Annotated in this window: 10 protein-coding genes; 9 read left to right on the forward strand and 1 reads right to left on the reverse strand. The window is 69.0% G+C overall.

Annotated elements, in window-relative coordinates:
- Positions 1-93: 93 nt before the first annotated feature.
- Genes J7I89_RS12765 through J7I89_RS12785 form a run of 5 tightly spaced genes read left to right on the forward strand, consistent with a single transcriptional unit; the run spans position 94 to position 7500 of the window.
- Positions 94-1392, forward strand: coding sequence for an SWIM zinc finger family protein (locus tag J7I89_RS12765; RefSeq protein WP_214970771.1), 1299 nt, complete (start codon positions 94-96; stop codon positions 1390-1392).
- Positions 1389-2870, forward strand: coding sequence for a DUF5691 domain-containing protein (locus tag J7I89_RS12770; RefSeq protein ID WP_214970774.1), 1482 nt, complete (start codon positions 1389-1391; stop codon positions 2868-2870). The genes J7I89_RS12765 and J7I89_RS12770 overlap by 4 nt, the downstream gene beginning before the upstream one ends.
- Complete coding sequence (locus J7I89_RS12775; protein WP_214970778.1) at positions 2867-3976, forward strand: AAA family ATPase; 1110 nt, start codon at positions 2867-2869, stop codon at positions 3974-3976. Before J7I89_RS12770 ends, J7I89_RS12775 begins: the two co-directional genes overlap by 4 nt.
- Before the next feature lie 3 nt (positions 3977-3979).
- Complete coding sequence (locus J7I89_RS12780; protein ID WP_214970781.1) at positions 3980-6298, forward strand: DUF5682 family protein; 2319 nt, start codon at positions 3980-3982, stop codon at positions 6296-6298.
- Positions 6295-7500, forward strand: coding sequence for a VWA domain-containing protein (locus tag J7I89_RS12785; protein WP_308159893.1), 1206 nt, complete (start codon positions 6295-6297; stop codon positions 7498-7500). The genes J7I89_RS12780 and J7I89_RS12785 overlap by 4 nt, the downstream gene beginning before the upstream one ends.
- Here J7I89_RS12785 and J7I89_RS12790 read toward each other — a convergent pair.
- Positions 7481-8644 (reverse strand): acyltransferase, encoded by a 1164-nt coding sequence (locus J7I89_RS12790; RefSeq protein WP_251045273.1) that lies wholly within the window; start codon positions 8642-8644, stop codon positions 7481-7483. The genes J7I89_RS12785 and J7I89_RS12790 overlap by 20 nt on opposite strands.
- A 314-nt stretch (positions 8645-8958) precedes the next feature.
- On the opposite strand from J7I89_RS12790, the gene bioB reads away from it, so the two are divergent.
- The 4 genes from bioB (at position 8959) to bioD (ending at position 13493) form a co-directional block, all read left to right on the forward strand.
- Positions 8959-10041 (forward strand): biotin synthase BioB, encoded by a 1083-nt coding sequence (gene bioB, locus J7I89_RS12795; RefSeq protein WP_214970787.1) that lies wholly within the window; start codon positions 8959-8961, stop codon positions 10039-10041.
- A 271-nt stretch (positions 10042-10312) separates the two neighbouring features.
- Positions 10313-11653 carry an adenosylmethionine--8-amino-7-oxononanoate transaminase gene (locus J7I89_RS12800; protein WP_251045274.1) on the forward strand — a complete coding sequence of 447 codons (1341 nt, stop codon included), beginning with the start codon at positions 10313-10315 and terminating at the stop codon, positions 11651-11653.
- An 8-nt stretch (positions 11654-11661) separates the two neighbouring features.
- On the forward strand, positions 11662-12819 hold the full coding sequence (locus J7I89_RS12805; RefSeq protein ID WP_214971031.1) for an 8-amino-7-oxononanoate synthase: 1158 nt from the start codon (positions 11662-11664) through the stop codon (positions 12817-12819).
- Positions 12816-13493, forward strand: coding sequence for a dethiobiotin synthase (bioD, locus tag J7I89_RS12810; RefSeq protein ID WP_214970793.1), 678 nt, complete (start codon positions 12816-12818; stop codon positions 13491-13493). Before J7I89_RS12805 ends, bioD begins: the two co-directional genes overlap by 4 nt.
- Positions 13494-13497 lie beyond the last annotated feature (4 nt).

A 13497-nucleotide genomic window follows, 5' to 3' on the forward strand; every position in this document is an offset into this window, starting at 1 on the left:
GACTAGCCGTCGGTGCGTCAGACACGGCCCTCCCGGCCGCCACACCGCCGTGCCCCTCTTGCGGAGCCGAGGACGTCGGGCAGAATGTCCTTCATGGGGCGTTGGAGCGAGGAGAGGGTGATCAGCGCCGCGCCCGACGCATCTTCCCTGGCAGCCGCCCGAAAGCTGGCGCATCCGGGTCCATGGTCCGATACAGGCAGCAACGATGTCCTGGTCTGGGGCAAGTGCCAGGGCAGCGGAAAGACTCCCTATCAGGTGAGCGTGGACATAGCCGCCCCTGCGTATCGATGCTCGTGCCCGAGCCGGAAGTTCCCGTGCAAGCACGCGCTGGCGCTGCTCCTTCTGTGGGCCCGGGGCGAAATGGCCGACGGCGGCTCGGAGACTGCCGACTTCGCAGAGGAATGGGCCGCCCAGCGGGCGGACCGCGCAGCCGCCCGGGAGCGCCGCCAGTCGGAGCCGCAGGCGGATCCGGCAGCACAGGCCAAGCGGTTGGCCGACAGGCTCACGCTGATGGATGCGGGGATCGCCGACTTCGCCCGCTGGCTGACGGATCTCGTACGGACCGGCCTGGCCGCTGCCCACAACCAGCCGTATTCCTGGTGGGACGGTGTAGCCGGGCGCCTGGTCGACGCCCAGCTCCCGGGTCTGGCCGAGCAAGTGCGGGCGATGGGCTCAGACGTCCATGCCCGGGCCGATTGGGCCGACCATCTGCTCTCGCGGACCGGCCGCTGGTGGGCAATGACCAAAGCCTGGACCAGACGGGACGAACTGACCCCCACTGAGTTTGCCGACCTCCGGGTGGCAGTAGGCTGGGCAGTGGCGTCGGCCGAAGTCCAGTCCACTGAGGCTCTCCCCGGTCCGTGGCTGGTGCTCGGCGCCCACCGCAGCGATGACGGGCGGCTCCAGCAGCAACGTACCTGGCTTCGCGGACCCGACGGAACGGTGGTGGTCGTGCTCGATTTTGCCGCCCAAGGTGAAGCACTCGCGACACCCCAGCTCGCGGGCGCCCTCTTGGACGTCACCCTCGCACGATACCCCGGTTCCCCGCCGCAGCGGGCAATGTTCACCAGTCCGATAGCCCCGCGGGGATTGGCCGCCAGCCTCGGCGAGGGTTGCAGCATCGCCCAAGCGTTGGAGATGGAATCGGCTGCGGTGGCGCTCTCGCCCTGGCGTGAGCGCCACCCCGTGCTGTTCGCCGGGGTCCGCGTCTGCCCGGGTGGGCCTGGCTGGCTGCGGGACGGTTCCGGCGACGCCGTCCCGCTGGTCGGCGCACCCGTGGACTCCCTACTGGCGATTACCGGCAGCCATCCGGTCCACGTGTTTGGAGAACTGGAAGACGGCAGCGTGCGGCCGCTGTCCGTCGTCGTCGATGGAGCGGTGATGACACCATGACCTGGCTGGCAGACCTTCGCAGCTCAGCGCTCGTCGGCACGGGGCGGCACGCAGTGCCGGCTCCGCCCGCGGAGCTGGAGTTACGCCCGCCCGACGGCCTGTCGCGCGAGGAGTTGCTGCTCGACCAGGCGGCGTTGGCCGATGTCGTCACCCGTGCCGCCCGCCGCCCCGGCATTGTGGACCCCGCCAGACTTCCTGATGCCGCACCCCCGGACGATGCCCCGCCGGCCTCCGCTGAAGCCGTGCGGCTGTTGGACCTGCTACTCAACCAGCCCCCGGTTGGTCCGGAGCTGCGCACGCAGCTGGTGACGGACTGGCTGCAGTTCGCGGCTGCGTCCGGACGGCGGGTTCCGCACCGTCTGCTCCCTGGCCTGCTCGACCTGGCCGACACAAGACCGGCCGTAGCAGAGCATGTGGATCCGGCCATCGGAACCCGGGGCCGCTGGCTTCAGGGCCTCAGGCAAAAGGGTGCCGGGCCAAAGGGACCCGCTCCCAAGGGTTCCGGTCCGCATCCCGCGACGACGATCGACTGGGCAGAGCTGGGCACGGCAGACGCTACAGCGGAACTGGAACGGCTCCGGCACACAGACCCGGCGGCCGCCCGCGACCGGCTGCACGCGCACTGGGATACGCTCAGTGCCCGGGAACGTGCCGCCCATCTCGGCGCCTTCGCCATCAACATCGAACCCGCCGACGAAGACCTGCTGGAGAATGCGCTGGACGACAAAGCAAAGAGCGTGCGGGACGTCGCCGCCGACCTGCTTGACCGGCTCCCCGGGAGCGCCCGCGCCAACCGCATGGCCGCCCGGCTGAAGCCTCTGCTGCGGACCAAAGGCCTACTGCGCAAGCAGTTTGAGATCGACCTGCCACCCGATCCGGACGCCATAGCCCTGCGCGACGGGATCGCCCCTGCCCCTCGCACTGGCGAACCCGACCGGCTGGGGCGGCTGGACACGATCATCCGCGGGGCCCCGCTCGACGTTTGGACGACGGTCGCTGACCGCAGCACGGCCGCAACAGTGGCAATGCTTGACGGCGAACCCCGCGTTCTCGACACAATAATCGCCACCGCGGCCCTCCGCGCCGACGATGAGTGGGTGCGCGCGCTGCTCGATATCCGCACTGACTCGCGGTTGCTGGGTTGCCTGCCGGCAGCCGAACGGGAGCACGCGCTCCTGCGCCACATCCGCAGCGGCACGGCTCAGCCGATGGCGCTGGTCCCCTTGCTGCGCGACCTGCCAAGGCCGTGGGGCGCGCCCTTGGCCACCGCCGTCCTGGAGCTGGTAACTGCCAAGAACGGCGGCCAGCTGGCGACCATGCTGTCCGGCTTCCTGCCGATGGCGCTGCCGCCCGACACGGCAGACCAGTGCCGCCGCTTGCTCCAACGTTCCGACGACGGCGCCCCCGGGCGCCGCGTGTTTCGTGACGTCGTGCAATACCAATCGTTCCGACAATCGCTGACGGAGGCTTTCCAATGACCGATGCCCAGACCGCCGCCCCGGAGATTCTCCGCGCCCACGCGGAAACCGCCTACGCCGACGAACTCCAGGCCCTGGCCGCCGTCGACGATCGTCCGCGGCCGCCCAGCTGGCAGCTGTCCCCCTGGGCAGTGGCCACCTACATCCTAGGCGGGGGCCTGCCCGACGGCACGCAGGTCAGCCCCAAATACCTGGGATCGGCCCGGCTGGTGGAAATCGCCGTGGCGTCACTTGCCACGGACCGGGGCCTGCTGCTGCTCGGGGTGCCGGGGACGGCGAAGACCTGGCTCGGCGAGCATCTGGCGGCAGCGATCTCGGGCACCTCCAAGTTGGTGGTGCAGGGCACCGCAGGAACGCCGGAAGAGGCGTTGAGGTACGGCTGGAACTACGCGAGGCTACTTGCTGACGGCCCTTCCCGGGCGGCTCTGGTGGCCGGGCCGGTGATGCGGGCCATGGAGTCCGGCAGCCTGGTGCGGGTGGAAGAACTCACCCGGATCCCGTCGGACGTGCAGGACTCCCTCATCACGATCATGAGCGAGAAGACCCTGCCCATCCCCGAACTCAACGCGGAGGTGCAGGCGATCAAGGGATTTAACGTCATTGCCACAGCGAACAACCGTGACAAGGGCGTCAACGACCTGTCGTCGGCGCTGCGCCGCCGTTTCAACACCGTGGTGTTGCCGCTGCCTGACAGCCTCGACCAGGAGGTCGAGATCGTCACCACCCGCGTGCGGAGCCTTGGAGCAGCACTCGAGCTTCCGGCCGACCTTGCGGCACTCTCGGAGATCCGCCGCGTGGTCACGGTGATGCGGGAACTGCGCGCCGGCCTCACCCAGGATCAGCGGACCACCCTCAAGTCGCCGTCGGCAACCCTGTCCACCGCGGAAGCGATCTCGGTCATGACAAATGGCCTGTCCCTGGCGGCCCACTTCGGTGACGGCAGCGTCCGCGCCGAGGACGTGGCGGCCAGCCTGGTCGGCGCGGTGGTCAAGGATCCCGTTCAGGACCGGGTGATCTGGCAGGAGTACCTGGAAACCGTGGTCCGCAACCGGCCGGAGTGGAAGGACCTCTACCGGGCCTGCCGCGACCTCGAAACCGCGAACTGATCAATGACAGACGTCCACGTCCTGGGGATCCGGCACCATGGGCCCGGTTCGGCCCGCTCGGTCGCCGAGGCCCTGGCGACGCTCCGGCCTGACCTGGTGCTGATCGAAGGCCCGCCCGAGCTCGACCAGGTTGTCCGGCTGGTCTCCGATCCGGCGATGGTTCCACCCGTGGCGGCGCTCATCTACGCGGCCGACCAGCCCAGACTGGCCTCTTTCTATCCTTTGGCGGAATTTTCCCCTGAGTGGGTGGCGTTCCGCTGGGCTGCTTCGACGGGAACCCCGGCGCGGACGGTCGACCTTCCCGCGGCGAACAGCTTTGCGCTGCATATAGCCGCTACGCCTGCGGAGGCGCCGGCATCCCCGGAGGCGCCGGATCTGCCGGACCCGGCGGAGGAAGACGCCGCAGTGGAGGACGCCGAACCCGCTGCTCCGCGGCAACAGCCCTACCGGCCGGATGCGATTGGCATGCTGGCCCAGGCTGCCGGGTACAGCGATGCGGAGCGCTGGTGGGAGGACGCCGTCGAGCACCGCATTGCCGACCCCCTCGAGAGGTTCGCGGCCATTACCGAGGCCATCGCGGAGATCCGCGCCGTTGACGACCGGCCCGCCGATGCCCCGGACGTCGTCGAGAACAACCGGCGCGAAGCCGCGATGCGTCGGCTGCTGCGCGCCGCCATGCGTGAAGGGCACGCGCGGATCGCAGTGGTCTGCGGGGCTTATCACGCCCCTGCACTGGTCCCGGCGGACTTTCCCCCAGCGGCGGCGGACAACAAGGTTCTGGCCGGTTTGCCCAAGACCAAGGTGGCCGTCACGTGGGTGCCGTGGACGTCGGATCGGCTGAGACTGCAAACCGGATACGGGGCAGGCGTCACGGCGCCTGGCTGGTACCAGCACCTCTTCGCCCATTGGACTGCCAACTCCACGAATGATGTGGCCACGACGTGGCTGGTCCGGGTTGCACAAACCCTTCGCCGGGAAAGGCTCGACGCTTCGACGGCTTCGGTGGTGGAGGCCAGCCGGATGGCCAACGCCTTGGCAGCCGTCCGCGGCCGGCCCAGCCCCGGCCTGGCGGAACTGGATGACGCCGCCCAAGCCGTTCTCTGTGACGGCTCATCCCTCCCCCTGGCACTGGTGCACCGCGAGCTCACCGTTGGACACGATCTAGGCACCGTGCCGGACTCCGCGCCCACCGTCCCACTTGCCGCCGACCTCGCCGCAACCCAGCGCCGACTGCGCCTGCAACCCAGTGCGTTGGAGGAGCTCCTGACAATCGACCTCCGCAAGCCGACCCAGCTGGCCCGCTCGGTCCTGCTGCACCGGCTGGCATTGCTCGGTGTTAGCTGGGGCACGCCCGCCGACACCGGCCGGACCAAGGGCACTTTCAAGGAAGCGTGGACCCTCCGCTGGCAGCCGGAACTGGCCGTCGCAGTGGTGGACGCCAGCCGCTACGGCACCACCATCGCAGCGGCAGCGGCGACGTGCGTGGCGGAACGCGCCCAGGTTGCCGGCAGCCTGACCGACCTCAGCGAGCTGCTCGCCAGTTGCCTGCTCGCCGATCTGCCGGACGGAATCAGGGCCGTGGTGTCGGTACTGGCCGAGCGAACCGCAGTGCAGCAGGACGTGGTCCCGCTGCTGGAAACCATAGCCCCGCTCGCCCGGACCTGCCGGTATGGCAATGTGCGCGGGGTGGACGTCACCGGGGTGCAGCGGATCCTCGATGCGACGGTGGTACGGGCCTGCGTCGGCCTGCCCACCGCCTGCGCCGGGCTGGACGATGCCGCTGCAACGGCCATGCGGCGCGCCATCGACTCAGCCCAGTACGGTTTGTCATTGTTGCCGGAGCTGTCCCTGGACGACTGGCACCGGGCGTTGGCTGCCGCTGCCGGTTCGGACCGGATCCACGGGTCCGTCGCCGGCCGGGCCACCCGCCTGCTGATGGACGCGGGCCTGGTGGAGCGGGATGAGGTTGCGGCCCGGCTCAGCCGCCGGCTGTCGATCGCCACGCCTGCGCCCGAGGCCGCCGCGTGGCTGGACGGTCTTCTGTCCGGCGACGCAGTGCTGCTGATTCACGATCAACGCCTCCTGCAGCTCGTCGACGACTGGGTCGCCGGCGTGCGGGATGAAGTCTTCGACGACGTCCTGCCCCTGCTACGCAGGACCTTTTCCGCGTTCAGCCGTCCGGAACGGCGGGAAATCGGCGAGCAGGTGAGCCGCGGATGCGGGCCCTCGCGGGGCCCGGGTGAGACCACGCTCGATATGCGTGGTGCGGGACCGGCCATCCGCACAATGGCCGGCTACCTGGGATGGGAGGCGATCGCGTGACCGACGCGAAGACTGACAGCCGTGACAGAAGTGACGGCCGCGACCGGCTGAGCCGCTGGCGCCTGGTGCTCGGCGGGCACGAAGCCGACGGCATCACCACGGACGACGGTCAGAGCGTGGTGCTCTCGGCCGCTGATGCCCGCCGTGACAAGGTCCTGGAGGACTTGTACGGGGCCCCGAAAACGGGACCGGGAGGCCTCGGCGCCTCAAGCCCGCGGGTGGCCCGGTGGCTCGGCGATATTCGGGGCTACTTTCCTTCCACCGTGGTGCAGGTGATGCAGGCCGATGCCATGGACCGGCTCGGCCTGCGGCAGCTGCTCCTCGAACCGGAGATGCTCCGCACGGTGCAGCCCGATATCAGCCTGGTCAGCACACTCGTCGGACTCGGCCGCGTCATCCCCGAGCATTCCCGCGAGACTGCCAGGGCGGTGGTCCGGCAGGTGACCAGCGAATTGGAGGATCGCTTACGCGCCAGGACGGTTCAGGCCGTCTCCGGGGCCTTGAACCGGGCGGCACGCACCCGGCGGCCCCGGCATCGGGACATCGACTGGAACCGCACGATCGCCGCGAACCTCAGGAACTACCAGCCCGACTATCGCACCGTGGTGCCCGAGCGGCTGGTCGGCTACGCCCGGCGCAGCACCGAGGTGCAGCGCGAGATCATCCTGTGCATCGACCAGTCCGGCTCGATGGCCGAATCGGTGGTGTATTCGAGCGTGTTCGGGGCAGTGCTCAGCTCGCTGAGGTCCGTCCGCACCCGGCTGGTCGTCTTTGACACCGAGGTGGTGGACCTGACCGACGACATGGATGATCCGGTGGACGTGCTCTTTGGCGTCCAGCTGGGCGGCGGCACGGACATCAACCGGGCGCTCGCCTACTGCCAGGAGAAGATCACCCAGCCGGCCGAGACCATTCTGGTGTTGATCAGCGACCTCTACGAGGGCGGAATCGCCGAGGAGATGCTGCGGCGGGCCGCCTCCATCGTCGGATCGGGAGCCACCTTGATCGCCCTACTGGCACTGAGCGACAGCGGCCATCCGACGTTCGATTCGAACCATGCGGCGGCCCTCGCCGGGATCGGCGTCCCGGCCTTCGCGTGCACCCCGGATCTGTTTCCCGAGCTGATGGCCGCCGCGATCGAACGCCGGGACGTCAGCGAATGGGCCGCCTCGCACGACATCGCTACGAGCCACGGATCGTAGTGCCGGCGTCGACCCTGGCCTGACAGTACTTGTCGAAGCGGTCGCGCCCGATCCGTCCCAGCTTTTCGACGGTGTGCCAGCTGATGACCGCCAGCAGCAGGGTCAGCAGGATTGCGGCCACGGCCACGAGCGGCGGCAGGTCGGCCGTCGATCCGCCATTGAGCCAGAGAATCACGACATAGTTCCAGAGGTAGGCAGCATAGGAAACCATGCCAAGGAGCTGCAACGCGCGCGTCCACCTGGGCATGATGCGCGTACGGGAGGCGGCCAGTACTACCAGGACGGCGGCGGCAGCCATGACCAGCGGGCCTCCAACGAAGAAGGCCGGCGATTCGTTGGCCTTGGGGAAGAACACCAACGCGGCGAGTACAAGGATCGAGCCAATCAGGGCCGCCCGTCTGGTCCGGCGGCCCGAGAACCAGCTGAACATCCGGACCCTGTAGAGGCGCACCGCCGAACCGATGATCAGCCCGAGACCCCACGTCGTCGGCAGCGCGTAGACCAGGGAATGAAGGTTCGGCGCCAGGATCACCATCGCCAGCACGCTCGCAGCCATCAGTGAAAGGACGACGACGGCAGACCAGACAATCAACCATCCCTGGCGGTTCCTCCGCAGGGCAATTACCAGCAAAGCCGGCCAGATCAGGTAGAACTGTTCTTCCACCGCCAAGGTCCAAAGCGGCCCGATGGCCATGCTGACGTCGAAGGGCAGCGGCAGGTCTTTGAGGTGGCCGAAACCAGCGAGGAGCGTATAACCGATGATTCCCTTCGACCGGTCCCCGAGCACATCGGCCGTCAGTTCCACGACGGCGTAGACGCCCAGGAAGGCGATGAGTGCCGGCAACAGGCGGAAGGCCCGGTGCGCGTAAAAGCGGCCGTAACGGATTCTGCGATGCCGTTCGACGTCCCGGAGGAGCACCCCCGTGATCAGGTAACCGCTCAGCACGAAGAAGACAATGACACCGACGATGCCGGCGCCTTGAAATACTCCGGGCCACGAATGTCCCATCAGAACGGCGCCAACGGCAGCGCCGCGAATAACATCGAGGCCCTCCAGCCTCTGGGGCACTGTAGGGTTCCCGGCGCTCTTCCCGGTGCTTTGCCGGGTGGCCGTCTCGACGGTTCCATCAACCAGCAGCGTCATATGCCTCCCATAGCTATATCTGGCCGGTTCGAAACGTCAGCTGAATCAAGGCAATAGCCGGCACTTGCCTATTGACCTGGAATCTGAGTGCGGGCGCCAGGCCGCGCGACTTCTCCCAGTATTCCAAGCTTGGCTGGACGAAACCTGACCTCCGGCCGGTGGAAGGCCCGCCCGCGCAGTGTCGCGGCCGCAGGATGGTCCATCCAATATCACGGGCAGCCGGTTGTGGGGACCCCACAAAATCCCGCCTCCGACGGGGAACTAGCGTCGGTTCGGAGGAATATCCGCAGCCAGCAAGCGCAAAGGACCCATCAATGACGATTCAGGCAAACATCGCCGAGAGCGACAAAACGAGCGACGAAACCACCCCCGCGGCAGTCCCCGCGGCCGGCACGGGCACGGGCTACGGCATCCTGGAAACCGCCCGCCGGCAGGTCCTCGAAGACGGCATCGGCCTGACCCAGGCGCAGCTTGAGGAAGTACTCCGCCTGCCGGACGAAGCCCTCCCCGCAACCCTGCAGCTCGCCCACGAAGTGCGTCTGAAGCATTGCGGCGAGGACGTCGAGGTGGAGGGCATCATCTCCATCAAGACCGGCGGCTGCCCCGAGGACTGCCACTTCTGCAGCCAGTCCGGCCTGTTCGACTCCCCCGTGCGCGGCGTCTGGCTCGACATCCCGGAACTCGTCAAGGCCGCCAAGGAAACCGCCGCCACCGGAGCCACCGAGTTCTGCATCGTCGCCGCCGTCCGCGGCCCCGACATCAAGCTCATGAACCAGATCAAGTTCGCGATCGACCGCATCAACGAAGCCGTGGACATCAACATCGCGTGCTCCCTGGGCATGCTCACCCAGCGCCAGGTGAACCAGCTCGCCGAGTGGGGTGTGCACCGGTACAACCACAACCTCGAAACCGCGCGCAGCTACTTCCCCGAAGTGGTCACCACCCACAGCTACGAAGAACGCCTGGACACCTGCAACATGGTCAAGGCCGCCGGCATGGAACTGTGCTGCGGTGCCCTGATCGGGATGGGCGAAACCCTGGAGCAGCGGGCCGAACTCGCCGCCCAGCTCGCAGCCCTTGAACCGCACGAAGTCCCGCTCAACTTCCTCAACCCCCGCCCCGGAACCCCGCTCGAAAACCAGGGCATCATGGACGGCAAAGACGCCCTGCGCGCCATCGCCGCCTTCCGGCTGGCCATGCCCCGCACCGTGCTGCGCTACGCCGGCGGCCGGGAACTGACCCTTGGGGACCTCGGCACCCGCGAAGGCCTGCTCGGCGGCATCAACGCCGTCATCGTCGGCAACTACCTCACCACCCTGGGCCGCCCCGCCACCGCCGACCTCAACCTGCTCGTCGAACTGAACATGCCCATCAAGGAACTCCAGAAAACGCTATGAACCGGGTTTCGCTCCCCAACCGCTCAACCACCGGGGTTTCCAGTAGCGCCGCCACGGCGCAGTTTTGCGGGCACTGCGGCGAGCCGTCCGACGGCGGCGCCGACCCGACGTCGGACGTTCACCGCCGCTGTGGCGAACGCCTCGCAATGGAGCCGCCGCGCTACTGCGCCGACTGCCGGCGTCGCATGAAAGTCCAGGTGACGCCACTGGGCTGGTCGGCGGAATGCTCCCGCCACGGGGTGCTTGCACCATGACGAAGGGTCCGGCACCAATGAGCCTGATCCAGCGGGACCGCGCGCGGCTGTGGCACCCGTACGCACCGGCTTCGCCGGACCTCCCGCTGTGGGAGGTCGAGGCGGCCGACGGCGTGCGCCTGCGGCTTCGGGGCGAGGACGCCGCCCGCCATGAGGTGGTGGATGCGATGTCCTCGTGGTGGTCGGTGATCCACGGCTACCGCCACCCGGTGCTGGACGCCGCTGCAAAGCGGCAGCTGGAGAGTTTCAGCCACGTGATGTTCGGCGGGCTTACCCATGCCCCGGCGGTGGAACTGGCCGAGCGGCTGGTGGACATGGCCCCTGCCGCGCCCGGACGGCCGGCCTTGGATCGGGTGTTCCTCGCGGACTCGGGTTCGGTCGCCGTGGAGGTTGCGCTGAAGCTGGCGGTGCAGTTCCAGACCGCGTCCGGGCACCCGCAGAAGCAGCGGTTCCTGAGCCTGCGCGGCGGGTACCACGGCGACACTTTCGCGGCGATGGGGGTCTGCGATCCCGTGGACGGAATGCACTCGGCCTTCCCGGGCCTGCTGGCCGGCAATGTATTTGCGCCGCGTCCCCCGGCGGCTTCTTCCGCGACACGGGAAACCGTGCAGGCGTGGGCCTCCGAGCTCGGGGACATCGCTGCTGCGCATTCCGGGGAGCTGGCCGCCATCATCGTCGAACCGGTCCTCCAGGGTGCCGGCGGCATGCACGCCTACCCGGCCGAATGCCTGACAACGATGCGGCAGGTGGCGGACCGGCACGGTCTGCTGCTCATCTTCGATGAGATCGCCACCGGCTTCGGACGCACCGGCAAGCTGTTCGCGGCCGGTCATGCCGGCGTCGTGCCGGACATCATGTGCGTGGGCAAGGCCCTGACCGGCGGGTACGTTACCCTGGCCGCGATGCTCTGCACGGAGGAGATTGCATCGACGGTTTCCAGCGGCCTGGCCGGGGCGCTGCTGCACGGCCCCACCTTCATGGGCAACCCGCTGGCATGTGCGGTGGCCAACGCCAGCCTCGGCATCATCGGCGACGGCGGCTGGCGGGCCGACGTCGCCCGGATCGGCGCGGGCCTGGTTTCCGGGCTCGCCCCCGCCCTGGACCTTGAGGCCGTCCGGGATGTCCGCACCATCGGCGCCGTCGGGGTCATCGAGCTGCATGACGCCGTCGATGTCACTGCGGTCACCGCCGCGGCGATCCGGCACGGAGTCTGGGTCAGGCCGTTCCGGAACCTCGTCTACACCATGCCCCCGTACATCAGCACCGCGGCGGATGTTGAGCAGATCACCGCGGGCATGACGGCAGCCGTCGCCGAGGTCCACGAGCGCGTCCCGGCACGGTCCGGAGGAGCGGTATGAGCGATTCGATGACCCAGTGGCTCGAGCGGCAGGCCGCAGTCCGGGACCGCCGGGGCCTGGTCCGCCGCCCGCTCCCCCGCGCCGCGGACGAGCGCTTCATCGACCTGGCCAGCAACGACTATCTGGGACTTTCGGCGGATCCGCGGGTTGCCGAGGCCGCTGCGGCGGCGGCGTCGCTGTGGGGCACCGGCGCCACGTCCTCGCGCCTAGTGGCCGGAACAACCCGGCTGCATCTGGACCTGGAGCAGGAACTGGCCGGGCTGGCCGGGATGGAAACGGCGCTCGTGTTCTCCTCCGGCTATCTGGCCAACATCGGTGTGATCACGGCGCTGGGCGGGCCCGGGACCCTGATCGTCGCGGATGAACACTGCCATGCCTCGATGATCGACGGCTTCCGGCTCAGCCGCTCCCGCACCGAATCGTTCACCCACAACAGCGTGGAGGAAGCCGGCCGGCTGCTGGCCGACCGGCCGGAACCGCGGGCGCTCATCGCCGTCGAATCCCTCTACAGCGTCCTGGGCGACGAAGCCCCGCTCGCTGCCCTGCTGGCGCTGGCCGAGCAGTACGACGCGGTGCTGCTCATCGACGAGGCCCACAGCCTCGGAGTCACCGGCACCGGCAACTTCCAGGGCAGCGGCTCGGTGGCCGGGACTTTCCTTGCCGGGCATCCGAATGTGATCGTGACGGCGACGCTGTCCAAGGCCCTGGGCAGCCAGGGCGGAGCGGTGCTGGGATCCGCCCTGCTGCGGGAACACCTCATCAACCGGGCCCGGAGCTTCATCTTCGACACCGGTCTGGCACCCGCCTCCGCCGCGGCGGCCCTCGCCGCGGTGCGGATCATCCGCGATGAACCCTGGCGGGCCGGATCCGTCCGAAGCAACGCGGCGACGCTGGCCGCCGGGCTCGCCCCCGCCCTTGCAGCCCGCGGCGCTGCCGTCGACCGGGCAGCCGGGGCCGTCCAGTCCCTCGCCATGCCGTCCGCCGAATCGGCCCTCGCCGCCGCCGGGGCCGCGCGCACCGCCGGTGTCCGGATCGGCTGCTTCCGGCCGCCGTCCGTTCCGGACGGGATTTCGCGGCTGCGGCTCACCGCCCGCGCCACCCTTACCCCCGAGGAAATCGAAGACAGCTGCGCAGTGCTGCGCGGCATTTTGGAGGAACTTCCATGAACCTGCCCGGCATCATCCTGGTCACCGGAACGGACACCGGCGTCGGCAAGACCATCACGACGGCGGCCCTCGCCGCCGTCCTGCACGGAACGTGCCGCAGCGTCGCGGTTTACAAGCCGTGCCAGTCAGGAGCAGCCGTCGGCGATTCCGACGCGGCCGAAATTGTCCGGCTTGCCGGCGCCGTGACGGCGGAAACCGGAGTGGTCCTGCAGGAGCCGCTGGCGCCCGTCGCCGCTGCCACCGTCGACGGAACGCCGCTCCCCACGGTGGCTGCGCACGCCAAGAAGGTCCGCGAACTCGCCGCGTCCCACGACCACGTCCTGGTTGAGGGCGCAGGCGGCCTGCTGGTGGAGCTGGATTCCGACGGCGGCACCCTTGCGGACCTCGGATCGCTCCTGGCGGCGGCATTCGTGCTGGTCGCCCGGCCCGCCCTCGGCACACTGAACCACACCGCACTGACCCTCGAAGCGCTGGAAGCGCGCGACCTGCAGGTCATCGGCGTCGTGCTCGGCAGCTGGCCGGGCAACCCCGACTTCGTACACCACAGCAACCGCCAGGTGCTCGGATCGCTGCGGGTGCCCTTCCTCGGCGCCCTTCCCGAGCAGGCCTCGGAACTTTCCCCGGCTGCTTTCCGCGCCGGTGCAGCTGCCTGGCTGAACGGCCTGCCCGCATGAACCC

Origin of the sequence: Arthrobacter sp. ISL-5 (assembly GCF_018613835.1) — a bacterium.
GTDB lineage: Bacteria > Actinomycetota > Actinomycetes > Actinomycetales > Micrococcaceae > Arthrobacter.